The organism is Pseudorhizobium banfieldiae, assembly GCF_000967425.1.
Lineage (GTDB): Bacteria > Pseudomonadota > Alphaproteobacteria > Rhizobiales > Rhizobiaceae > Neorhizobium > Neorhizobium banfieldiae.
Genome location: NZ_FO082820.1, coordinates 3,810,826 through 3,832,500, shown reverse-complemented (window position 1 = coordinate 3,832,500; position 21,675 = coordinate 3,810,826). Strand labels below are relative to the sequence as shown.

Here is a 21,675-nt window from a genome sequence, read left to right as displayed (position 1 = left end):
GCGGCCCTTCCCTTCTCCAAGGATGCCCAGCATCTTCGCCAGCGGCTCGACTTCCTGCACCGGACGATTGGCGAACCGTGGCCGGATGCCTCGGACGAAGGCCTGCTGGGGCGCCTGGAGGCGTGGTTCGTCCCCTTCCAGGGCGACACCACCAGCCTGGATGACATCCGTCCCGGCAGCCTGACGGAGGGTTTGCGTTCGCTCATCCCGCATGATCTGCAACGTCAGATCGATGCGCTGGCACCCACCCATTTCGAGGCACCGAGCGGACAGCGGCATCCGATCCGCTATGACGGTGACGAGCCGGTGCTGGCAATCCGCGTCCAGGAGCTGTTCGGCCTTAAGACGCATCCGGCGGTCGCAGGCGGACGCCTGCCGCTTCTGCTGGAGTTGACCTCGCCGGCGCATCGTCCGATCCAGACCACCCGCGACCTGCCCGGCTTCTGGAGAGGCTCCTGGAAGGATGTCCGGGCCGAGATGCGCGGCCGCTATCCGAAGCATCCCTGGCCTGAGGATCCTTCCGAGGCAACGCCGACCCATCGTGCCAAACCCCGCGGGACGTGACAGTATGCCGCCTCTGCGGTGACGCAGCGAGATCGTAAAGGCCGCAGATGACTATTCGAGAAGCAGCAACGACGGTAAGCCGCAAGGACCTGGATATTTCCCCGCCGCGGGATTTCAACTCGCGACCCATCAGCCGGAAGTTCCGCCTGGAGACACTGGTGCGGCTCAGATGGCTGGCAGTGGCGGGGCAGACAGTGACCGTGCTTGCCGTTGACCTGCTTCTCGCCTTCCCGTTGCCCTTGCTGCAGGCAGCATTCCTGATCGGCGCGCTGGCGCTCGCCAATATCATGCTGTCGCTCTGGTTCCCTTCAACGCATCGTCTGGGGCCGAAGGCGGCACTCGCGCTGCTGAGTTTCGACCTCCTGCAGATGGCATCGCTGCTCTTCATCACCGGCGGCCTCGCCAATCCGTTCTCTCCGCTGATCTGCGTGCCGGTAATCATTTCCTTCGCCTCGCAGCCGCTTCGTCACGCGATCCCGCTGCTGCTTCTGGCGCTGGCCTGCACGACGGCGCTGGCATTCTCCCCCTACCCGCTCCCCTGGTATCCGGGCGAGACGCTTCGGCTTCAGCCGGTCATGCTGGTCGGCATCTGGTGCGCTATCGTCTCGATGACCTGTTTTGCGGCTTTCTATGCCTATCGCGTCTCCAACGAAGCGACGCTGCTTGCCGACGCTCTGGCAGCGACCGAATTGGTGCTCGAGCGGGAAAAGCACCTGTCGCAGCTCGACGGACTTGCGGCGGCAGCCGCCCACGAACTGGGAACGCCGCTTGCCACAATCAGCGTCGTGGCAAAGGAGATGGAGCGGGAGTTCGGCACCGACGAGCGCCTGCGCGAGGATGTCCAGCTGCTTCGCAGCCAGAGCGAGCGATGCCGCGACATCCTGCAGCGGCTGACCTCCCTTTCCGCGGCAAGCGAAGAGCACATGCGCCGCCTGCCCCTTTCCTCCATGATCGAGGAGGTGATCGCTCCACACCGGCAGTTCGGCATCGAGATTGCGCTCGTCGAGCGCGGCGACCGCGCAACGGAGCCCGTCTGCCTGCGCAACGCGGGCATTCTTTACGGCCTCGGCAATCTCATCGAGAACGCCGTCGACTATGCCCGTCGCCAGGTGACGCTGACGGTGGAGCATGACCGCGAGCGGGTCGTCTTGATCATCGAGGATGATGGGAGCGGTTATTCGCCGGATATTCTTTCTCGCATCGGCGAACCCTATATGACAAAACGGAACAAGGAAGTTGAACGGGCGGGCGGCCTGGGGCTTGGTCTGTTCATTGCCAAGACATTGCTGGAACGGTCCGGCGCCCGACTGACATTCGACAACCGCAGCGGGAACGAGCCGGGAGCGCGGATCAGGATCGAATGGCCGCGCGCCATGCTCGAGGAAGGTTAGCAGCGGCACGTGGTCCGCAACGCGCTTGCAGGCGTTATGACGATGTGACGCTTCTGGAGAGAAGAGATGGACAGAGAGACAACCCCTTCAGTTGCCAATCCGGACGAGGCGATCGGCTCTGATCCGACGCTTTTGATCGTGGATGACGACGGCCCGTTCCTGCGGCGCCTGGCACGTGCCATGGAGGGGCGAGGCTTCGCGGTCGAGGTCGCCGAATCAGTGGCCGAAGGCATTGCCAAGTCGAAGGCTCGCCCGCCCAAGTATGCGGTCGTCGATCTTCGCCTCGGCGACGGCAACGGTCTCGACGTCATCGAGGCGATCCGACAGCTCAGGGAAGACACCAAGGCGATCGTCCTGACCGGCTATGGCAATATCGCCACGGCCGTCACCGCGGTGAAGCTTGGCGCTCTCGATTATCTTGCCAAGCCAGCCGATGCGGACGACATCTTTCATGCGCTGACGCAGCGGCCAGGCGAGAAGGCTGACGTTCCCGAGAACCCGATGTCCGCAGATCGGGTGCGGTGGGAGCACATTCAGCGCGTCTACGAGATGTGCGAACGCAACGTTTCGGAAACGGCGCGCCGGCTGAACATGCACCGGCGGACGCTGCAGCGGATTCTCGCCAAGCGGGCACCGAAATAGAACCTATGCCTCGTCGAAATTCCTGCCGGTGGCCCATTCCGCCATCAGCAGCCGCCGGGCGGCGGCGCGGGAGAAGTTCAGCATCAACGACTTTCGTGTCGCCGGCGCCAGCCGGTGGTCCGGTGCGTCGCGCATGAGGTGCGCGCCATAGCCGTCCGAGAGGAGGAGCCCGCATTCTTCGGGGAAGATGTCGAGCGGCACTTCCCGATGGGTGGCGAAGAACAGCCGGTCGCAATAGGCGCGGTAGTCTGGCCACTTGCAGTCGACCCGGAAGTCCTCGATCGACGTCTTGATCTCTATGATCCAGATCTCGCCCTTCTCCGATACCGTCACCAGGTCGGCACGGCGTCCGTTCGCCAGCACCAATTCAGGTAGCGTCGCGTGGCGCATCTCGTCGAGCAGGATCTGCAGGCCTCGACGGACCATCATGGCCCGTGCCGATTGACGGCCATCAATGAGCGGATTGTCGTTGGCTATGCTGACGAGGGTCATGCGGTCCGTTTAGGCAGGTGAACTTGTTGCAAAAAAGGCAGTGTCGCCGCCAATCGTGGCGTTGGCTGCCCTCCAACGCGCGGCGCGGCTTGCCAAGGCAAACCTATTCGAAAATAACGCGGGAACAAGGACGGTTTCCGTCTGCGTCGCTCACCCATTTTCAAGAGAACTCCATGCGCAGCCGCACAAGCATGATGGTATTCGGCCTCCTGGCAAGCCTTGCCCTGGCCGGATGCTCCACGACGTCCGACACAACGGAAGTTACCCGCGTCGAAACCAGCAAGATCTTCACCGATTCCTACGGCACGGTGACTGATGCCGGGTATGCTCTTCCGGCCATCCCGATCAACCGGCTGGACAAGAAGTTCCACCGGCAGATCGTGTCCTATTCCACGCAGGAGAAACCGGGCACGATCGTCGTCAACACGCGCGAACGTTTCCTCTACTACATCCTGCCGGCCGGCAAGGCCGTCCGCTACGGGATCGGCGTCGGCAAGCAAGGCTTCTCCTGGTCCGGCGAGGCCTATGTCGCCTGGAAGCAGGCATGGCCCACCTGGCATCCGCCGAAGGAAATGGCCGAGCGCAAGCCGGACGTGGCCCGCTATGTGGAGGCCGGCATGGGACCGGGCCTCAACAACCCCCTGGGCGCACGGGCGATGTATCTCTTCAACGAGAAGGGACAGGATACGCTCTTCCGTCTGCACGGCACGCCGGAATGGTCCTCGATCGGCACGGCGGCCTCCTCCGGCTGCATTCGCCTGATGAACCAGGACGTCATCGACCTCTACAACCGCGTGCGGCCCGGCCGGAACGCGAAGGTCGTCGTGATCCAGTAAGGAACGGCCACGTCTTGATCGAAGAGGCCGCCGGAGCAATCCGGCGGCCTCTTCTCTTTTCATCCCTGCAGCTTTGCCTTCAGTTCCAGCCGGCGCCGATGCAGCACCGGCTCGGTGTAGCCGTTGGGCTGCTCGCGTCCCTTCAGCACCAGATCGAGGGCCGCCTGGAAGGCTACCGAATCATCGAAGTTCGGCGCCATCGGGCGATACAGCGGATCGTCCGCATTCTGACCGTCGACGACCGCCGCCATGCGATGCATGGTCTCCACGACCTGCTCCTCGCCCACCACCTTGTGATGGAGCCAGTTGGCCATGTGTTGGGCGGAGATGCGCAGCGTCGCGCGATCTTCCATCAGGCCAATGTCGTTGATGTCCGGCACCTTCGAGCAGCCGACGCCCTGATCGATCCAGCGGACGACGTAGCCGAGGATGCCCTGGGCATTGTTGTCGAGCTCGCGCTGGATCTCCTCCGGCGTCCAGTTCGGACGGGGCACCACCGGAACGGAGAGGATGTCGGAAAGCTTGGCGCGGCTCCGGCTCTTCAGCCCTGCCTGCACCTCCGCCACGTTGACCGTGTGATAATGCGTCGCATGCAGCGTCGCGGCGGTCGGAGACGGAACCCAGGCCGTATTGGCGCCCGCCTTTGGATGGGCGATCTTCTGTTCGAGCATGGCCGCCATCAGGTCCGGCATGGCCCACATGCCCTTGCCGATCTGCGCGTGGCCGGAAAGACCGCATTCGAGACCGATATCGACATTCCAGTTCTCGTAGGCGCTGATCCAGGCAGCCTGCTTCATGTCGCCCTTGCGGATCATCGGACCGGCTTCCATGGAGGTGTGGATTTCATCGCCGGTCCGGTCTAGGAAGCCGGTATTGATGAAGACCACGCGCTCGCGGGCCGCCCGGATGCATTCCTTGAGGTTCACCGTGGTGCGGCGTTCCTCGTCCATGATGCCCATCTTCATCGTGTTCGCAGGCATGCCGAGCGCTTCCTCTACGCGTGCGAATATCTCGCAGGCGAAGGCCACTTCCTCCGGGCCATGCATCTTCGGCTTCACCACATACATGGAGCCGAGGCGCGAGTTCTGGCGGCGACCCTCCGGACCGATGTCGTGCAGGGCGATGAGCGCCGTGACCATGGCGTCCATGATGCCTTCCGGCACCTCACGACCTTCCTGGTCGAGGATGGCGGGGTTGGTCATGAGGTGACCCACATTGCGGATCAGCATCAGCGACCGGCCCTTGAGGCTCGCCGACGTGCCGTCGGCCGCGGTGAAGGCAAGGTCGGGCTCGAGCTTGCGGATGAACGTCTTGCCGCCCTTGGTCACGTCCTCCTGGAGATCGCCCTTCATGAGGCCGAGCCAGTTACGATACACCAGCACCTTGTCTTCGGCATCGACGGCTGCGACCGAGTCCTCGCAATCCATGATCGTCGTGATTGCCGATTCCAGCCGCACGTCCGAGATCTTTGCCGGATCCTCCTTGCCGATCGCCGTGGTCGGATCGATCAGCACCTGAACATGAAGGCCGTTGCGGCGCAGGATCAGGCTTTGAGGCTGTGACGGCTCGCCCGTGTAGCCGGCGAACTGATCAGGATTTGAGAGTTCGACCGTGCGCCCCTCCGGTCCCGCCGCCGTGAGTCTGCCCGAGCTCACGATGAACCCCGTCACGTCGCTCCAGCTGGCGCCCGAGAGCGCAACAGATTCGTCCAGGAAGGACCGCGCCCAGGCGATGACCTTCGCTCCACGGAGCGGGTTGTAACCCTTACCCTTCTCGGCGCCGTCCGTCTCCGGAAGGGCATCCGTGCCGTAGAGGGCATCGTAGAGCGAACCCCAGCGAGCATTCGCCGCGTTGAGGGCGTACCGGGCGTTCATCACGGGAACGACGAGCTGCGGTCCGGCAATCTCCGCAATCTCCGGATCAACATTGCTGGTGGAGACGGTGAAAGCTGGACCTTCCGGCAGGAGGTAGCCGATCTCGCGCAGAAATGCCTCGTAGGCGTCGAGGTCGGCCGGCGCGCCGTTCTGGCGGTACCAGTCGTCGAGTTTTTCCTGCATCTCATCGCGCTTGGCGAGCAGCGCACGGTTCTTCGGCGCCAGGTCGTAGATGATCTGTGCGAGCTGAGAGAAGAAGCGCTCTACATCGACACCGGTTCCCGGGATCGCCTCCTGCATCAGGAAGTCGTGCAGCTTCTCCTCGATTGCGATCCCGTTCTTGTCGATGCGTGCCATGCAGGCCTCCTCCTGTGCCATTTTTGTTGGATTATCCGTGCCAATTTGCGCGGGCAGCCACCGCTGTCAATGCGCCTATTGGCGAACGCGCCGCGTGACCCGCATCGGCAGGCCGTCGCGCGGCTGGGTCGTCAGCTTCTGGACCGGCCAGGGCTTCGTCCCGGGTGTCATGTCGAAACGGTAGCGGCTCATCAGGACGGCGAGCGCGATGACTGCCTCCTGCATCGCAAACGTGGCGCCGATGCAGACCCTGGGCCCCGCGCCGAAGGGCAGGTACTGGAAGCGCCCGATCTTGCCACGGTTCTCAGGCAAGAAACGCTCCGGCATGAAGGCGCGCGGATTATCCCAGTAAAGCTGGTGGCGGTGAAGCGTCCAGGGCATGATGAGAACCGTCACCCCGGCCCTGATCCGAACTGTCTTTCCGTCCGGACTGGTCCATTCGTCGTCGGCGATTGCTGCACGGTTCAACGAAGGAGCCGGCGGGTAGAGCCGCAGGGCCTCCTCGAAGGCCGCCCTTACCATCGGCATGCGGTCCATCCACTCGACCGGCTCAGCGCCGGACGCCAGCACCTCGTCGATCTCGCTTTCCATCCGCTTGCGGATCTGCGGGCTGTTGGCGACACAGTACAGCGTCCATGCCAGCGCCCTTGCCGTCGTCTCGTGGCCGGCGCCGATGAAGGTCAGGATATTGTCCTCGATCTCGTCCATGGTGAGACCATCGGGGCCGGCAAGCTCCAGCAGCAGCGTGAGGAAATCCTGCGGCACGTGGCCCGGGTTCTTGCGCATCTTCTTCTGGCGGAGAGCCATGGTCTTCGCGACGATTTCGCGGAACTTGCCGAGGACACGCTTCCCGCCGATCCGCGTCAACCGCGGCACCCATGGCGGGGCACGCAGAAGGTCCATGGGATCAACGCGGCCCATACGGTGGAGCAGGCTGTCCACATCCTCCGAAAAGTCATTGCTCTCGGTGACGATCTCGCCCGAGAAAAGCGTCTCCGACAGGATGTTGAAGGTGATCTCGGTCATGTCGACCGAAATGTCGAAAACCTCTCCCTCTTCGCCTACTCCTGAATACTTTTCGACGTAGTCCTCCGATTTGTAGAGCATCTGGTCGGCAAAGCTGCGGGCATGCCGCGGCGTGAACACCGGCGCCATGGCCTTTCGCGAGCGCTTCCAGACAGGGCCTTCCGCCGTCAGCAGGCCATCCCTCAGGATCGGCCGCAGTATGAGCTGGCGTATCTCCGACATCTCGTAATTGGCTGCGTTGTCGACCAGGACGTGACGGATCAGGCCTGGGTCGTTGACGATGATCGTTCGTTCCTTCAGGAACTTCGTCTCGATCCATGGCAGCGTGTAGGACGGCTCCCCCCATAGCTCCAGGGGGTTGTTGAACACGGTCCGGATGATCTCCAGCCGAGAAGGCGGTACTGTGCGAGGAATGGGGGCCGGCGGAACGAACGGCTCGGGGCGCATATCCATCGAAGCCCTCCTGAAACTGGTGCAAACCAGGAATATCAGGAGTCAGAGCAGTGATTTCAACTCTTCGAGCTTATCGTTGACGAGCCAGCCATAGTAGTTTTCTTCCGGCAGCCCGCTACGCGCCTTCAGCGCAGCGGCACGCTGCGCCGAGCCGCCCGTATTGTAGAGGGTCGCCGTTATGCCGGGATTGGTCGATATGTCCACGCGCGCGATGGATGCATAATCGTCGATGGATTTGCGGATCGCCGCAGCCATGTAGGCCAGGGACTTGTCAGGATCCATGATCGCCTCGTAGACCCCCGCCGCATCGTTTTCGTCGAGCTTCGGATAACCGGACGACTTGGCTACCATGTCCGACAGCATCAGCGCGGTCAGCGGGTTCACCTGTCCGAGGCCGAAAGTCTGCCCGGCGTAGAAGGGTTGAAAGAAGACGGCGCTGAAACGGTTGTTCGGGAAGGCGATGCCGCCGACCGTGCGGCCACGGAATTCCTTCTCCCACACAACCTCGCGGCAGGTCCACAGACTGTAGGAATCCGCCTTGCCTTCGCATTGACGGAATTCAGGACGGGCAACGAACTCGCTGACGGACTCGTCACCGTGCCCGAAGCGGAAGCGATCCCCGGCATAGGCAGCCGCCTTGATGTAGTAGGACTGGAGCCGGTCGTAGGCGTCGACATTGTAGGTATGCTCACCGACGATCGCGCCGATCATGTGGATCGGGTCCAGCCGGTAGTCGGCCGCAGTCGCCTTGATCTTGGCGATCAGTGCACGATCTCCGGACAGCAGGTCACGGATCTTCTCGTACTTGAGGTCAAAAGTGGTGCGGCCGGCCTGGGTGCGACGGACGGATGCGCCCGGCACCTTCGGCTGTTCGGCGTGGCGATTGCCTTCCGGGACCGCACGAAGACCAGCAGCTTCAGCCGCCGGTATAGTGCTCAGCGCCAGGACAAAGGCGAGTAGAAGTCGTTTCAAGATGTCGGACCTGCAGACTCGGGCAAACGTGGCAGGCCATGTCGGCAGGACCGGCGCGCCAGACTCGCTCTCTTCATCGGAGTTGACGCCAGCCTTTAAGCGATCGGCCGGCGTCATGTCGAGGCGGTGTACATCAACTTGACGTCAAATGCACTAGATCCCTCGCCTGCGTTGCTGCCACGCTACAGGATATAGCGTGACAGATCCGTATCGGCTGCGAGATCTCCTACATGCTCACGCACATAATCGGCATCGATCATCACAGTATTGCCGGCTCGATCGGGTGCGTTGAACGAGATTTCATCCAGCACTCGCTCCATGACCGTCTGAAGGCGGCGGGCGCCGATGTTCTCAACCGACGAGTTCAGATGGACGGCGACATCGGCTAGCGCATCGATGGCGTCCTCCGTGAAGTCCAGGCTTAGCTGCTCTGTCTCCATCAGCGCCTTGTACTGGCGGATCAGACTTGCCTCCGTCTCGGTCAGGATGCGGCGGAAATCCTCCTTCGTCAGCGGGCGCAGTTCGACGCGGATTGGAAGGCGACCCTGCAGCTCCGGCAGGAGATCCGACGGCTTCGCCACATGGAAGGCACCGGAGGCGATGAAGAGGACATGATCGGTCTTGACCGGCCCATATTTGGTTGCGACCGTCGTTCCCTCGACCAGCGGCAGGAGGTCACGCTGCACGCCCTCGCGCGAAACGCCGGCGCCCAGGCCGCCGTCACGGGCTGCGATCTTGTCGATCTCGTCGAGGAAGACGATGCCGTCATTTTCCACCGCGCGTACCGCCTCGCGCTGGATGACCTCATTGTCGATGAGCTTGTCGGATTCATCCCTGATGAGTTCGCCATAGGACTTGGAGACGGTGGTTCGCACCTTCTTGGTGCGGCCTCCGAGGGCCTTGCCGAACATTTCCGAGAGGTTCAGGACACCGATATTGGCGCCGGGCATGCCCGGGATCTCGAAACCGGGCATGCCGGAGCCGCTGTCGGCCACCTCGATCTCAATCTCCTTGTCGTCCAGCTCACCATTGCGGAGCTTCTTGCGGAAGCTGTCGCGGGTTGCCGGCGACGCGGTTGGGCCAACCAGCGCATCGAGGACACGTTCTTCGGCACTCATATGCGCCTTCGCCTGCACCTCGGCGCGCTTCTTCTCGCGCACCAGGCCGATGCCGACCTCGACGAGGTCGCGGATGATCTGCTCGACATCGCGGCCGACGTAGCCAACCTCGGTGAACTTGGTGGCCTCGACCTTGATGAAGGGGGCGCCGGCAAGCTTTGCCAGACGCCGCGAGATCTCGGTCTTGCCGACACCGGTCGGGCCGATCATCAGGATGTTCTTCGGCATCACCTCATCGCGCAGGCTCTCGTCGAGCTGCTGGCGACGCCAGCGGTTGCGCAATGCGATAGCCACGGCGCGCTTGGCATCGTGCTGCCCGATGATGTGACGGTCGAGTTCGGAGACGATCTCGCGGGGGGAGAAGTTTGTCATGATGTCCTCTTGGCGTTCCTGCCGCCCGGCTCCCGAAAGCCCGGGCGGGGACCCATTCCTGAATGTCATTACTCGGCGTCCAGCGCCTCAACAACGAGATTGTGGTTCGTGTAGACGCAAATCTCGGCGGCGATATCGAGCGCGGTGCGGGCTATTTCCTCCGCCGACCTGTCGCTGTCCATCAGTGCCCGCGCCGCCGCATACGCATAGTTCCCACCAGAACCGATGGCGATCGTGCCGTGCTCGGGCTCCAGCACATCCCCATTGCCGGTGACGGCGAGCGTGATGGTCTTGTCGGCCACCAGCATCATCGCCTCGAGATTGCGAAGATACTTATCGGTCCGCCAGTCCTTGGCTAGTTCCACGGCAGCCCGCATCAACTGACCGGGATATTGCTCGAGCTTCTTCTCCAGCCGGTCGAGCAGCGTGAAGGCATCCGCCGTTGCGCCGGCAAAACCGGCTATCACCTCACCCTTGCCGATGCGGCGGACCTTGCGGGCGTTGCCCTTCATCACTGTCTGGCCGAGGCTCACCTGGCCATCGCCAGCCATGATGACCTTGCCGCCCTTTCGGACCGTTATGATCGTTGTCATTCTTTACCCGTTTGCCTCGAAGGCTCCTTGCGTTGGAGGCTTTGCGCCCTGTTGATGCCTATGTAAGCGGGGATCTCATGATTGCAAATCAAGCCGAGCCTATCGGAAGGCGCGCCGCGCTTTTGCTGGATATTTGGCAGGCCGCCTGTTATGGAGCGCACGACACTCGCATGGAGCAGACAATGGCCGAAATCGCCGCGCGCATGGGATCGGTTTCCCGCAAGACGAACGAGACATCGGTCTCCGTCACCGTCAACCTCGACGGAACGGGAACCTCGCAGATCTCCACGGGCGTCGGCTTCTTCGATCACATGCTCGACCAGTTGGCCCGCCACTCGCTGATCGACATGGAGATCGCGGTCGAGGGCGACCTCCATATCGACGACCACCACACGGTTGAGGATACGGGCATCGCGATCGGCCAGGCGATCTCCCGGGCCCTCGGCGACCGCCGCGGGATCACGCGCTATGCCTCGCTCGATCTTGCCATGGACGAAACGATGACCAAGGCAGCGGTCGACCTGTCGGGCCGACCCTTCCTGGTCTGGAATGTCGAGTTCAGTTCCCCGAAGGTCGGCAGCTTCGATACGGAATTGGTGCGTGAATTCTTCCAGGCATTCGCCCAGAATGCCGGCATCACGCTGCACATCTTCAACTACTACGGCGCCAACAACCACCATATCGCCGAGACCTGCTTCAAGGCGGTGGCACGTTGCCTCCGAACGGCAACCGAGATCGACCCGCGCCAGGCAGGCCGTGTCCCCTCCACGAAGGGAACGCTGGTCTGAGCGGCCAAGGAGCAAAGTTGAAGAGTTATCTTATTCTCACCCCTCCGGGCACAGATCCGGATCACGAGAAGACCGTGATCCTTGCCGACCGCTTCTCCTGGCTTGCGCTGTTCTTTCCATGGATCTGGCTCCTGACCAAGCGGCTGTGGCTCGCGGCACTGGCTGTCTTCCTTGCACAGGTTGCCGCCGGCCAGCTGATGCAGGTTTCCGGATTTGCGGTGGTGGGATTTCTCGCCGCCCTTTCCATCAATCTTCTCGTTGCACTGGAAGGACGGCACTTCTATAGCGAGAGCCTCATCCGGCGCGGGTGGGCGCTGCAGGACGTTGTCATGGCAGCGGATCTCGATACCGCCGAGGAAATTTACTTTGCAGGCCTGCCTCAGGCTTCGACGGCCCCGGTCGCCGCTGCCAACTGGGTAAATTCCGTTCGCACCCCCTCCGCAGCAGGGTGGGACCGTGGCGGGATTGGCCTCTTCGACCAGGGAGGACGCTGATGCGCGTCGCGATCATCGACTACGGCTCCGGCAATCTCAGGTCTGCGACCAAGGCCTTCGAACGTGCCGCGCACGAGGGGGGCCTAAGTGCCACGGTCGAGCTGACCGACAAGGCGGATGTGGTTGCCGCGGCCGATCGGATCGTCCTGCCGGGCGTCGGCGCCTATGCAGACTGCCGCGCCGGGCTCGACGCCGTCCCCGGAATGCACGACGCGCTGGTTCAGGCGGTCGAGAAAAATGGCCGGCCCTTCTTCGGCATCTGCGTCGGCATGCAGCTCATGTCATCCCGCGGGCTCGAGAAGACGGTCACGCATGGCCTTGGCTGGATCGAAGGCGACGTCAGGGAAATGGAGCCTTCCGATCCGAACCTGAAGATCCCGCAGATTGGCTGGAATACGCTCGACCTGAAGCGCCCTCACCCTCTCTTCGATGGAATCCCGACCGGACCGGATGGACTGCACGCCTATTTCGTCCACTCCTATCATCTGGCGGCAAAGAACCCGCAGGACGTCGTGGCGACCACCGACTACGGTGGACCAATGACCGCCTTCGTGGCCCGCGACAACATGGCCGGCTCGCAATTCCACCCGGAGAAGAGCCAGACCCTGGGTCTCGCACTGATCGCCAATTTTCTGCGATGGAAGCCCTGAAGCATGATCCTCTTTCCCGCCATCGACCTCAAGGACGGCCAGTGCGTGCGCCTCAAGCTCGGCGACATGGAGCAGGCCACCGTATATAATGCTGACCCGGCAGCCCAGGCGAAAGCCTTCGAAGACCAGGGCTTCGAGTGGCTGCATGTGGTCGACCTGAACGGCGCCTTCGCCGGCGAAAGCGTCAACGGCGCGGCCGTAGATGCTATCCTGAAGGCAACGAAGAACCCGGTGCAGCTCGGTGGCGGCATTCGCACGCTCGCACATATCGAGAACTGGCTGTCGCGCGGACTGGCGCGCGTCATCCTCGGCACCGTGGCGGTGCGCGATCCCGCACTGGTCATCGAAGCCTGCAAAGAATTTCCCGGCAAGATCGCCGTCGGCATCGATGCCAAGGGCGGCAAGGTCGCCGTCGAGGGCTGGGCGGAGGCTTCCGAGCTCGGCGTCATCGAGCTCGCCCAGAAGTTCGAAGGCGCCGGCGTCTCAGCGATCATCTACACGGACATCGACCGCGACGGCATCCTGACCGGCATCAACTGGGAGTCGACCCTAGAACTCGCGAATGCGGTGTCGATCCCCGTCATCGCCTCCGGAGGCCTTGCATCGATCGACGACATACGGCGGATGCTGCAGCCTGATGCCGCACGTCTGGAAGGCGCGATATCCGGTCGCGCGCTCTATGACGGCCGGATCGATCCGGCCGAGGCGCTGGCGCTGATCCGCAAGCAGAAAGGAGAGGCCGCATGAGCCTCAAGGCCCGCGTCATCCCGTGCCTCGACGTCAAGGACGGTCGCGTCGTCAAGGGTGTCAATTTCGTCGACTTGATCGATGCCGGCGATCCGGTCGAGGCGGCCAAGGCCTATGACGCCGCCGGCGCTGACGAGCTCTGCTTCCTCGACATCACCGCGTCTTCGGATAATCGCGAGACCATCTTCGACGTCGTTGCCCGAACCGCAGACCATTGCTTCATGCCGCTGACGGTCGGCGGCGGCGTACGCAGCGTCGGCGATATCCGGAGGCTTCTGCTTGCCGGCGCGGACAAGGTTTCGATCAATTCCGCCGCCGTGAAAAGCCCGGATTTCGTTGCCGAGGCCGCCGACAAATTCGGCAATCAGTGCATCGTCGTGTCGATCGATGCCAAAAAGGTCTCTTCGGCCGGAGAACTGGATCGCTGGGAGATCTTCACCCATGGCGGTCGCCAGGCCACGGGCATCGATGCGCTGGAATTCGCCGCCAAGGTTGTCGACAAGGGCGCCGGCGAGCTGCTGGTCACCTCGATGGACCGCGACGGCACCAAGAGCGGTTACGACATTGCGCTGACCAAGGCGATTGCCGACAGCGTGAAGGTTCCGGTCGTCGCCTCCGGAGGCGTCGGCACGCTCGATGACCTCGTGGCCGGCATTCGGGACGGTCATGCCACCGCCGTTCTGGCGGCCTCGATATTTCACTTCGGGACCTATACCGTCGGCGAAGCCAAGCGTTACATGGCCGAGCACGGCATCGCGATGCGGCTATACTGACGTCGCTGGAGACAGAAGATGAGCGATTTCTCCCTCAGCGATCTCGAGCGGATCGTCGCAACGCGTGCCAAGGCTGCAACCGATGAGTCCTGGACGGCGAAACTCGTAGCCGCCGGTCAGACAAAGGCCGCCAAGAAACTCGGTGAGGAAGCCGTCGAGACGGTGATCGCCGCGGTTTCGCAGGGGCGGCCGGAGTTGGTGAGCGAAAGCGCGGACCTCCTTTATCACCTAATGGTCGTATTGAATATCGCCGGGATTCCGCTCAAGGATGTGCTGGACGAACTTCAGCGGCGGACCGCCCAGTCCGGCCTGCAGGAAAAGGCGAACCGTCCATCATGACCCCGGCAGCGCAACCGGCTGAAGGCACCGAGCAATCCTCTTCCGCGACCTACTCGCCCTACCACGTCTTCACATCGGCGGAGTGGGCGCGTTTCCGAGCGGATACGCCTTTGACGCTGACTTTCGACGAGGTGGCACGGCTGCGCTCCCTCGACGACCCGATTGATCTCGACGAGGTCCGGCGCATCTACCTGTCGCTGTCACGGCTTCTTTCGGCGCATGTGGAGGCTTCGCTGCTGCTGTTCCAGCAGCGCAACCGGTTCCTCAGCCTGTCCGACGTCACCAAGACACCCTTCGTCATTGGCATTGCGGGCTCCGTGGCGGTCGGCAAGTCCACGACGGCGCGTATCCTGAAGGAGCTGCTGGCCCGCTGGCCCTCCAGCCCGAAGGTGGACCTGATCACCACCGACGGCTTTCTCCACCCCAATGCAGTGCTCAGGCGCGAGAACCTGATGGAACGGAAGGGCTTTCCGGAAAGCTACGACATCGGCGCGCTGTTGCGCTTCCTCTCGGCGATCAAGGCCGGCCAGCCGAACGTCAAGGCACCACGCTATTCCCACCTCACCTATGACGTGCTCCCTGATGAATTCACTGTAGTCGATCGCCCGGACATCCTGATCTTCGAAGGCATCAACGTGCTGCAGTCCCGCGATCTGCCGGCGGATGGCAAGTTCGTGCCCATGGTTTCGGACTTCTTCGACTTCTCGATCTATATCGACGCGGACGAGGCGCTGATCCATAACTGGTATGTCGAGCGCTTCATGAAGCTTCGCAACACAGCTTTCCGTGATCCGAATTCCTTCTTCCACCGCTATGCAACCATCAGCGAGGATGCGGCGCGCGCGATCGCCGAGGGGCTGTGGGAGAACATCAACCTGAAGAACCTGCGGCAGAACATCCTGCCGACCCGCCCCCGCGCTGACCTCATCCTGCGCAAGGGCTCGAACCACCTGGTCGAGACGGTCGCACTGCGCAAGCTCTGATCAGGGGTTGACCCGTCTCAAGGTCAAGTTGATGCGTCCGCCGTTCCTCAGCAATGTCGAGGTCTCCGGGTAGACCCGGTCCACCCCGTGGAAGCAGAGGCGCCCCGCTCCTCCGAGGACGAGCACGTCTCCGCTCGTCAGGCGGAATGAGTGTGTCGGTTCCTTGCGTTCCGTTCCGCCGATCCGGAAGAGACAGGTGTTTCCGAGCGAGATGGAGAGAACGGGGGCGGACAGATCCGTTTCGTCCTTGTCCTGATGCAGACCCATGCGTGCCTGATCGTCATAGAAGTTGACGAGGCACGCCTCTGGCGGCTTGGGGTAGTCGGCAATCTTCGCCCACAGTTCCAGAAGCCGTGACGGGATCGCAGGCCACGGCCGACCGGTCACGGGATGGGCGGCCTGGTAGCGATAGCCGCACTCTTTGTCCGTCACCCAGCCGAGGGGGCCGCAATTCGTCATTCGGACCGACATCGGCTTGCCGGTACGCGGCATCTCGGGAACATAGAGCGGTGCTTCCGTGACCACCTGCCTGATTTCGTCGACAAGAGCCTCCTGGCCCTTTCGGTCAAGATATGCAGGCAGGTAGCGAACTCCGTCGTGCAGAGCTGTCATCCGATCAGTCTCCCGCCGGCTTTCCACGCATCTTCTTTACTTCCGATCGGCCGGCCTTTGCTTTGAGACGCCGTTCGACCGAGCCCTTGGTGGGCTTGGTCGCCCGTCGTGGCGGCGGTGGCGGTTCGGATGCCTTGAGGATCAACTCCTTCAGCCTCTCTCTCGCATCCTCGCGATTGCGGTCCTGGCTGCGAAACCGGTTCGCCTCGATCATCAGTACGCCATCCTTCGACATCCTGCGCCCGGCCAGACGAATGGCAGCCGCCTTGATACGGTCCGGCAGCGACGGAGAATCGGCGAGGTTGAAGAAGAGTTGGACGGCAGTCGAGACCTTGTTGACGTGCTGGCCGCCCGCGCCGCCAGCCAGCACGAACTGCTCTGTCAATTCCCAGCCGGCAATGGTGATGCGATCGTTAATATAGAGCGGGTTGCTGGCCATGGTCGCCTCCGGTGGCCTCTATCCCATAAACAATGGACAAAGAAAACCGCCGGACGTTGGGGCCCGGCGGTCATATGCTAGTCAGTTCGAGTGGCTTACTCGGCCGCATTCAACAGCACAGGGGCGGCATCACGCACCCGGCTGTCGACATGGTCCTCGAACTTTTCGAAGTTGGCGATGAACATCGAGACGAGCTTCTTCGCCTGCTGGTCGTAGGCAGCACCATCGGCCCAGGTCGAGCGTGGGTCGAGAATGGCGGTGTCGACACCCTCAACCGCAACCGGGACCGCAAAGCCGAAGTTCGGGTCGGTGCGGAACTGCGCGGTTCTGAGGTCCCCGGTCAGGGCCGCCGTCAGGAGCGCGCGCGTCGCCTTGATCGGCATGCGACGCCCGACGCCATAAGCACCGCCAGTCCAGCCCGTGTTGACGAGCCAGCAATCGACGCCATGGCGATCGATCAGGTCGCGTAGCAGGTTGCCGTATTCCGCCGGATGGCGCGGCATGAACGGCGCACCGAAGCAGGTGGAGAACGTCGCCTCCGGCTCGGTCACGCCCTTTTCTGTACCGGCCACCTTGGCCGTGTAGCCGGAGAGGAAGTGGTACATGGCCTGCTCGGGCGTCAGCCGGGCGATCGGCGGCATGACCCCGAAAGCGTCAGCCGTCAGCATGATGATCGTCTTCGGATGGGGCGCGATCCCCGTCGCCGATGCATTCGGGATGAAATGCAGCGGATAGGCCGAGCGGGTGTTCTCCGTCAGCGACGCATCGTCGAAATCCGGAACACGGTTTTCATCCAGGACCACGTTTTCCAGCACGGTGCCGAAGCGGCGGGTTGCGGCATAGATTTCCGGCTCCGCTTCGGCGGAAAGACGGATCGCCTTGGCGTAGCAGCCACCCTCGAAGTTGAAGATGCCGTTCTCGCCCCACCCATGCTCGTCATCGCCGATCAGCGTGCGGCTCGGATCGGCCGACAGGGTCGTCTTGCCGGTGCCCGAGAGGCCGAAGAAGACGGCCGCATCGCCACCCGGACCGACATTGGCCGAGCAGTGCATCGGCATGACATGCTTTGACGGAAGCAGGTAATTGAGAACGGTGAAGACCGACTTCTTGTTTTCCCCGGCATAGGACGTGCCGCCGATGAGCACGATGCCGCGGGTCAGGTCACAGGCGATGACTGTTTCCGTCCGGCAGCCGTGACGGGCCGGGTCGGCACGGAAGCTCGGCAGGTTTATGATGGTCAGCTTCTGAACGAAGGTCTCGAGCGAAGCGCGGCTCGGCCGAATTAGGAGGTTGCGGATGAACAGCGCGTGCCAGGCCAGTTCGGTCACCACCCGTGTCGGAAGCGCGTTTTCCGGGTCGGCACCGCCGATCAGGTCCTGGACATAGAGGGTCTTGCCAGCCGCATGAGCCAGCATGTCCTGATGCAGAATCTCGAAGCGTTCCGACGACATGGGCCGGTTGTTGTCCCACCAGATGACATCCTCGGTCGTGTCATCGCGCACGATGAACTTGTCCTTCGGCGAGCGACCCGTGTGCTGGCCGGTGACGGCCCGCAGTGCGCCGTCCGCCGTCAGGTCGCCTTCCCGGTTGCGGATCGCTTCTTCGTAAAGTTCCGTTTCCGAGAGGTTGTAATTGACGCGGGAAACGTCTTGGAAGCCGATCGCCGCTATCCCATTGGACGGATTGTAAAGTCCGAGCTCCTGCATGCGCGCCTTCCTTCCTTGGCGTTGTATGTGGCCCTCAACTAGCGCCGGGCTTCACAAAGAGCAAGTAGGGTGGACGGCGATAAGCCAACAATATCAATAAATTAATCGATTTAAAAAAATTTATTTCTTCTTAAATCGGTTTAGGTCGCGTTTTAACCCAGACCTAGCACCCCTCGCTTGAGTAGAGGGATTGTGACTCCCTGCCCCCGATCCCTTGCCTTGCCACAATTTGTTCCACCTTTATACTCAAAAACGCGCATCGTCGGAACACCGACGCGGCTGGGATACTCCTGGAGATGCGCACGAATGGTAGTGGAGACAGAGAGCATGCAGACAATCGCCCTGGTGGACGACGACCGCAATATCCTCACGTCAGTGTCGATTGCACTGGAGGCCGAGGGCTACAAGGTCGAGACCTACACGGACGGCGCATCCGCACTTGACGGGCTTCTTGCCCGGCCGCCGCAGCTGGCGATCTTCGACATCAAGATGCCCCGCATGGATGGCATGGAACTGCTGCGCCGGCTGCGGCAGAAGTCGGACATACCGGTGATCTTCCTCACATCGAAGGACGAGGAGATCGACGAATTGTTCGGCCTCAAGATGGGCGCCGATGACTTCATTACCAAGCCCTTCTCCCAGCGTCTGCTGGTGGAGCGCGTCAAGGCCATACTTCGCCGGGCGAGCGCTAGGGAGACCTTGGGGGCAGTCGGCAGCAAGGCGGGAACGGAGGCCCAGCAGGCCCGTACGCTGGAACGCGGGCAGCTCCTGATGGACCAGGAGCGTCACACCTGTACCTGGAAGGGCGAGCCCGTCACCTTGACCGTGACCGAATTCCTGATACTCCACTCGCTCGCCCAGAGGCCCGGAGTGGTGAAGAGCCGCGACGCGCTCATGGACGCGGCCTACGATGAACAGGTCTATGTCGACGACCGGACGATCGACAGTCACATCAAGCGCTTGCGAAAGAAGTTCAAGATGGTCGACGTCGATTTCGACATGATCGAGACCCTCTATGGGGTGGGTTATCGCTTCCGCGAAGCCACCTGACCAGGGCAATCGCTTCACCGTAGGAGCCGCGCCAGGACGGGAGATCGGCCTGTCCCTTGAAAGGACAATGCGTGGCAGACCAACTGCTCGACGAAGATATGCTTGACGCCTCCGATGCGGAGATGCGCCGGACGCGTAGGCGCATCTGGTCGCGTCCGTTCATTCTCATCCGACGTGTCTTCGGTCACGCCGTCTTCTCCAGCCTGACAAGGCGGATCCTGTTCTTCAACATCGCAGCCACGGTCGTGCTGGTGGGCGGTATCCTGTACCTCAACCAGTTCCGCGAGGGGCTGATCGACGCACGCGTCGAGAGCCTGCTGACCCAGGGCGAGATCATCGCCGGAGCAATCTCGGCCTCTGCCTCGGTCGATACGAACTCCATCACCATCGATCCGGAGAAGTTGCTCGAGTTGCAGGCCGGGCAAAGCATCACGCCGGTCCCCAATGACGAGGACCTTGATTTCCCGATCGATCCGGACCGGGTCGCACCCGTCCTGCGGCGGCTGATCTCGCCGACCCGAACGCGGGCCCGGCTTTTCGATGCGGATGCAAATCTCCTTCTCGACTCCCGGCATCTCTATTCCCGCGGCCAGGTGCTCCGTTTCGACCTGCCACCGGTCGAGCAGGAGTCGGTGAGCTGGAACGACCGCATCGTCGGCCTGTTCAACCGCATGCTCCAGCAGCGCAACCTGCCGGTTTACTGGGAAGCGCCCGGCGGCGACGGGTCGATTTATCCGGAGGTTATGAATGCCCTTACCGGCGTGCGGGGAGCGGTTGTCCGCATCAATGACAAGGGAGAGCTGATCGTTTCGGTCGCGGTTCCGGTGCAGCGCTTCCGCGCCGTCCTCGGCGTGCTGCTCTTGTCGACCCAGGCGGGCGATATCGACAAGATCGTCCACGCCGAACGGCTTGCGATCATGCGGGTCTTCGGCGTTGCGACGCTCGTAAACATCCTCCTGTCGCTCCTCCTTTCCTCGACCATAGCCAATCCCCTTCGACGTCTGGCGGCAGCGGCAATCCGCGTCCGCCGCGGCGCCAAGCAGCGCGAGGAAATTCCCGACTTCGCCTATCGTCAAGATGAGATCGGCAATCTCTCCATCGCGCTTCGGGAGATGACCACGGCGCTCTACGACCGCATCGATGCGATCGAGAGCTTCGCCGCAGATGTCAGCCACGAGTTGAAGAACCCGCTGACCTCGCTTCGTAGCGCCGTGGAAACCCTGCCGCTGGCGAAATCGGACGATGCAAAGCGGCGCCTGACGGAGATCATCTTCCATGACGTACGCCGTCTCGACCGCCTGATCAGCGACATTTCCGACGCCTCGCGCCTCGATGCGGAACTAGCCCGTACCGATTCCACGCCGGTCGACCTGCGCGTGCTGCTCGGCAATCTCGTCGACATCTCCCGGCAGATCCGCAATGGCCGCAAGCCGGTTGAGATCGATCTTGCAGTGGATGCCAAGGGGGCCAAGCAGGACTTCATCGTCAACGGACACGACCTGCGGCTCGGTCAGATCATCACAAACCTCATCGAGAATGCCCGTTCCTTCGTACCCGACGATGGCGGTCGCATCTCCATACGCCTCTCACATTCTCGCGGCCGCGTGAACGTCACCGTCGAAGACAATGGCCCAGGCGTTCAGGCGGAGGATATCGACCGCATCTTCGAGCGATTCTATACCGACCGCCCCGAAGGCGAGAGCTTTGGACAGAATTCAGGCCTAGGCCTCTCGATCAGCCGTCAGATCGCCGAAGCTCACAACGGCACGCTCAGGGCCGAAAATATTGTCGACGCAAGCGGCACGGTCAAAGGAGCCCGTTTCGTGCTCTCCCTGCCGGCTGGAGAGCCTGCATGACAGGTGGCCAGGTCAATATTCACGCCACCGCGATCGTGGTCGGAACGGTAGGCCTGCTTTTTATCGGTCCGTCGGGAGCCGGCAAGTCGCTGACGGCCTTCACCTGCCTTGCGGCCGCCTGGCGCGCCGGCATTTCCGCGATGCTACTTGCCGATGACCGGGTCTTGCTGTCGCGAGAAGACGATTGTTTGATGGGAGGATGCCCGGATGCCATCGCCGGTCTGATCGAAATACGCGGCAGCGGGATTGCCCGCGTTCCCCATGTGGCCGCTGCACCGCTTCATCTCGCAGTCAAGGTTGGCGCGATGGAAGCGATGGAGCGGCTACCTCCGGAAGGCGAACGCTTCTCCATCGACGGCGTCGGTACGCTGCCGCAGCTCCGGTTGGCGGCACATGTCGCCGATCCGCTGGCGATAATCGGTGTGTTTTTCCCCGATATCGGCCTGCCGCCGCCCTTTCCGTGCTGAAAGCTACGGATTTTTGACTTGCACTTGATGTCTACATGGCGAAGATGGCTTCCCACCGCTGGACGCCTCTTTTGCAGTGCG

23 protein-coding genes (1 of these 23 only partly in view) are annotated in these 21,675 nt (G+C 62.4%); 14 read left to right on the top strand and 9 right to left on the bottom strand.

The genetic code is table 11. From position 1 onward, the window contains the following. The 3 genes from hrpB to NT26_RS18510 form a co-directional block, all read left to right on the top strand. Nucleotides 1-564 carry the 3' end of an ATP-dependent helicase HrpB gene (hrpB, locus tag NT26_RS18520; RefSeq protein ID WP_052640905.1) on the top strand. The gene continues 1,923 nt to the left of window position 1, outside the view, so only the last 564 of its 2,487 coding nucleotides appear in the window; its start codon lies beyond the left edge, outside the window; its stop codon occupies nt 562-564. A 47-nt stretch (nt 565-611) separates the two neighbouring features. Further along, a complete protein-coding gene (locus NT26_RS18515) occupies nt 612-1,955 on the top strand; it encodes an ActS/PrrB/RegB family redox-sensitive histidine kinase (protein WP_082077769.1) in 1,344 nt (447 codons plus the stop codon). A gap of 66 nt (nt 1,956-2,021) precedes the next feature. Then, complete coding sequence (locus NT26_RS18510) at nt 2,022-2,597, top strand: ActR/PrrA/RegA family redox response regulator transcription factor (RefSeq protein WP_052640903.1); 576 nt, start codon at nt 2,022-2,024, stop codon at nt 2,595-2,597. 3 nt (nt 2,598-2,600) lie between these two features. Here NT26_RS18510 and NT26_RS18505 read toward each other — a convergent pair whose 3' ends face one another. Then, the gene (locus NT26_RS18505) at nt 2,601-3,089 is read right to left on the bottom strand and encodes an MmcB family DNA repair protein (protein ID WP_052640901.1); all 489 of its coding nucleotides are present in this window, start codon (nt 3,087-3,089) and stop codon (nt 2,601-2,603) included. A 173-nt stretch (nt 3,090-3,262) separates the two neighbouring features. On the opposite strand from NT26_RS18505, the gene NT26_RS18500 reads away from it, so the two are divergent. Next, entirely contained in the window at nt 3,263-3,925 is a 663-nt protein-coding gene (locus tag NT26_RS18500; protein WP_052640899.1) for a L,D-transpeptidase, read from the top strand. Between the two features lie 59 nt (nt 3,926-3,984). Here NT26_RS18500 and NT26_RS18495 read toward each other — a convergent pair whose 3' ends face one another. From NT26_RS18495 to hslV, 5 genes are all read right to left on the bottom strand, one after another. Next, complete coding sequence (locus NT26_RS18495) at nt 3,985-6,099, bottom strand: malate synthase G (protein WP_425287742.1); 2,115 nt, start codon at nt 6,097-6,099, stop codon at nt 3,985-3,987. Nucleotides 6,100-6,231: 132 nt separating this feature from the next. After that, a complete protein-coding gene (locus tag NT26_RS18490; protein WP_052640895.1) occupies nt 6,232-7,635 on the bottom strand; it encodes a cytochrome P450 in 1,404 nt (467 codons plus the stop codon). Nucleotides 7,636-7,677: 42 nt separating this feature from the next. Continuing rightward, entirely contained in the window at nt 7,678-8,607 is a 930-nt protein-coding gene (locus NT26_RS18485; RefSeq protein ID WP_052642369.1) for a DUF1402 family protein, read from the bottom strand. 182 nt (nt 8,608-8,789) lie between these two features. After that, nucleotides 8,790-10,097: an ATP-dependent protease ATPase subunit HslU gene (gene hslU / locus NT26_RS18480; protein WP_052642367.1), complete on the bottom strand. Its 1,308-nt coding sequence runs from the start codon at nt 10,095-10,097 to the stop codon at nt 8,790-8,792. Nucleotides 10,098-10,165: 68 nt separating this feature from the next. Next, the gene (gene hslV / locus NT26_RS18475) at nt 10,166-10,690 is read right to left on the bottom strand and encodes an ATP-dependent protease subunit HslV (protein WP_052640893.1); all 525 of its coding nucleotides are present in this window, start codon (nt 10,688-10,690) and stop codon (nt 10,166-10,168) included. A 182-nt stretch (nt 10,691-10,872) separates the two neighbouring features. Between hslV and hisB the strand changes: the two genes are divergently transcribed. Genes hisB through coaA form a run of 7 tightly spaced genes read left to right on the top strand, consistent with a single transcriptional unit; the run spans nt 10,873 to nt 15,464 of the window. Next, nucleotides 10,873-11,478 (top strand): imidazoleglycerol-phosphate dehydratase HisB, encoded by a 606-nt coding sequence (gene hisB, locus NT26_RS18470; protein WP_052642365.1) that lies wholly within the window; start codon nt 10,873-10,875, stop codon nt 11,476-11,478. A 17-nt stretch (nt 11,479-11,495) separates the two neighbouring features. Then, complete coding sequence (locus NT26_RS18465; RefSeq protein WP_052640891.1) at nt 11,496-11,972, top strand: DUF2628 domain-containing protein; 477 nt, start codon at nt 11,496-11,498, stop codon at nt 11,970-11,972. After that, nucleotides 11,972-12,622, top strand: a complete 651-nt coding sequence (hisH, locus tag NT26_RS18460; RefSeq protein WP_052640889.1) for an imidazole glycerol phosphate synthase subunit HisH — start codon at nt 11,972-11,974, stop codon at nt 12,620-12,622. Before NT26_RS18465 ends, hisH begins: the two co-directional genes overlap by 1 nt. Nucleotides 12,623-12,625: 3 nt before the next feature. Continuing rightward, a complete protein-coding gene (gene hisA / locus NT26_RS18455) occupies nt 12,626-13,369 on the top strand; it encodes a 1-(5-phosphoribosyl)-5-[(5-phosphoribosylamino)methylideneamino]imidazole-4-carboxamide isomerase (protein ID WP_052640887.1) in 744 nt (247 codons plus the stop codon). Continuing rightward, nucleotides 13,366-14,142, top strand: a complete 777-nt coding sequence (gene hisF / locus NT26_RS18450; protein WP_052640885.1) for an imidazole glycerol phosphate synthase subunit HisF — start codon at nt 13,366-13,368, stop codon at nt 14,140-14,142. Before hisA ends, hisF begins: the two co-directional genes overlap by 4 nt. Before the next feature lie 18 nt (nt 14,143-14,160). Next, nucleotides 14,161-14,481 carry a phosphoribosyl-ATP diphosphatase gene (locus NT26_RS18445; protein WP_052640883.1) on the top strand — a complete coding sequence of 107 codons (321 nt, stop codon included), beginning with the start codon at nt 14,161-14,163 and terminating at the stop codon, nt 14,479-14,481. Next, nucleotides 14,478-15,464: a type I pantothenate kinase gene (coaA, locus tag NT26_RS18440; RefSeq protein ID WP_052640881.1), complete on the top strand. Its 987-nt coding sequence runs from the start codon at nt 14,478-14,480 to the stop codon at nt 15,462-15,464. The genes NT26_RS18445 and coaA overlap by 4 nt, the downstream gene beginning before the upstream one ends. Here the strand turns inward: coaA and NT26_RS18435 are convergent, their stop codons facing one another. The 3 genes from NT26_RS18435 to NT26_RS18425 form a co-directional block, all read right to left on the bottom strand. Further along, complete coding sequence (locus NT26_RS18435) at nt 15,465-16,076, bottom strand: alpha-ketoglutarate-dependent dioxygenase AlkB family protein (RefSeq protein WP_052640879.1); 612 nt, start codon at nt 16,074-16,076, stop codon at nt 15,465-15,467. A gap of 4 nt (nt 16,077-16,080) precedes the next feature. Further along, nucleotides 16,081-16,515, bottom strand: a complete 435-nt coding sequence (arfB, locus tag NT26_RS18430) for an alternative ribosome rescue aminoacyl-tRNA hydrolase ArfB (RefSeq protein WP_052640877.1) — start codon at nt 16,513-16,515, stop codon at nt 16,081-16,083. Nucleotides 16,516-16,610: 95 nt separating this feature from the next. Next, on the bottom strand, nt 16,611-18,221 hold the full coding sequence (locus NT26_RS18425) for a phosphoenolpyruvate carboxykinase (protein WP_052640875.1): 1,611 nt from the start codon (nt 18,219-18,221) through the stop codon (nt 16,611-16,613). Nucleotides 18,222-18,548: 327 nt separating this feature from the next. On the opposite strand from NT26_RS18425, the gene NT26_RS18420 reads away from it, so the two are divergent. From NT26_RS18420 to NT26_RS18410, 3 genes are all read left to right on the top strand, one after another. Then, nucleotides 18,549-19,271: a response regulator transcription factor gene (locus tag NT26_RS18420; RefSeq protein ID WP_052640873.1), complete on the top strand. Its 723-nt coding sequence runs from the start codon at nt 18,549-18,551 to the stop codon at nt 19,269-19,271. Nucleotides 19,272-19,369: 98 nt separating this feature from the next. Next, nucleotides 19,370-21,127, top strand: a complete 1,758-nt coding sequence (locus NT26_RS18415) for a sensor histidine kinase (RefSeq protein ID WP_052642363.1) — start codon at nt 19,370-19,372, stop codon at nt 21,125-21,127. After that, nucleotides 21,124-21,594 carry an HPr kinase/phosphorylase gene (locus tag NT26_RS18410; RefSeq protein WP_052640871.1) on the top strand — a complete coding sequence of 157 codons (471 nt, stop codon included), beginning with the start codon at nt 21,124-21,126 and terminating at the stop codon, nt 21,592-21,594. The genes NT26_RS18415 and NT26_RS18410 overlap by 4 nt, the downstream gene beginning before the upstream one ends. Nucleotides 21,595-21,675: the final 81 nt, after the last annotated feature.

Coding starts and splice junctions, on each gene's coding strand:
- NT26_RS18515 (WP_082077769.1), top strand. CDS start 612: ATGACTATTCGAGAAGCAGCAACGACGGTAAGCCGCAAGGACCTGGAT.
- NT26_RS18510 (WP_052640903.1), top strand. CDS start 2,022: ATGGACAGAGAGACAACCCCTTCAGTTGCCAATCCGGACGAGGCGATC.
- NT26_RS18505 (WP_052640901.1), bottom strand. CDS start 3,089: ATGACCCTCGTCAGCATAGCCAACGACAATCCGCTCATTGATGGCCGT.
- NT26_RS18500 (WP_052640899.1), top strand. CDS start 3,263: ATGCGCAGCCGCACAAGCATGATGGTATTCGGCCTCCTGGCAAGCCTT.
- NT26_RS18495 (WP_425287742.1), bottom strand. CDS start 6,099: ATGCAGGAGGCGATCCCGGGAACCGGTGTCGATGTAGAGCGCTTCTTC.
- NT26_RS18490 (WP_052640895.1), bottom strand. CDS start 7,635: ATGGATATGCGCCCCGAGCCGTTCGTTCCGCCGGCCCCCATTCCTCGC.
- hslU (WP_052642367.1), bottom strand. CDS start 10,097: ATGACAAACTTCTCCCCCCGCGAGATCGTCTCCGAACTCGACCGTCAC.
- hslV (WP_052640893.1), bottom strand. CDS start 10,690: ATGACAACGATCATAACGGTCCGAAAGGGCGGCAAGGTCATCATGGCT.
- hisB (WP_052642365.1), top strand. CDS start 10,873: ATGGCCGAAATCGCCGCGCGCATGGGATCGGTTTCCCGCAAGACGAAC.
- hisH (WP_052640889.1), top strand. CDS start 11,972: ATGCGCGTCGCGATCATCGACTACGGCTCCGGCAATCTCAGGTCTGCG.
- hisA (WP_052640887.1), top strand. CDS start 12,626: ATGATCCTCTTTCCCGCCATCGACCTCAAGGACGGCCAGTGCGTGCGC.
- hisF (WP_052640885.1), top strand. CDS start 13,366: ATGAGCCTCAAGGCCCGCGTCATCCCGTGCCTCGACGTCAAGGACGGT.
- NT26_RS18445 (WP_052640883.1), top strand. CDS start 14,161: ATGAGCGATTTCTCCCTCAGCGATCTCGAGCGGATCGTCGCAACGCGT.
- coaA (WP_052640881.1), top strand. CDS start 14,478: ATGACCCCGGCAGCGCAACCGGCTGAAGGCACCGAGCAATCCTCTTCC.
- NT26_RS18435 (WP_052640879.1), bottom strand. CDS start 16,076: ATGACAGCTCTGCACGACGGAGTTCGCTACCTGCCTGCATATCTTGAC.
- arfB (WP_052640877.1), bottom strand. CDS start 16,515: ATGGCCAGCAACCCGCTCTATATTAACGATCGCATCACCATTGCCGGC.
- NT26_RS18425 (WP_052640875.1), bottom strand. CDS start 18,221: ATGCAGGAGCTCGGACTTTACAATCCGTCCAATGGGATAGCGGCGATC.
- NT26_RS18420 (WP_052640873.1), top strand. CDS start 18,549: ATGCAGACAATCGCCCTGGTGGACGACGACCGCAATATCCTCACGTCA.
- NT26_RS18415 (WP_052642363.1), top strand. CDS start 19,370: ATGCTTGACGCCTCCGATGCGGAGATGCGCCGGACGCGTAGGCGCATC.
- NT26_RS18410 (WP_052640871.1), top strand. CDS start 21,124: ATGACAGGTGGCCAGGTCAATATTCACGCCACCGCGATCGTGGTCGGA.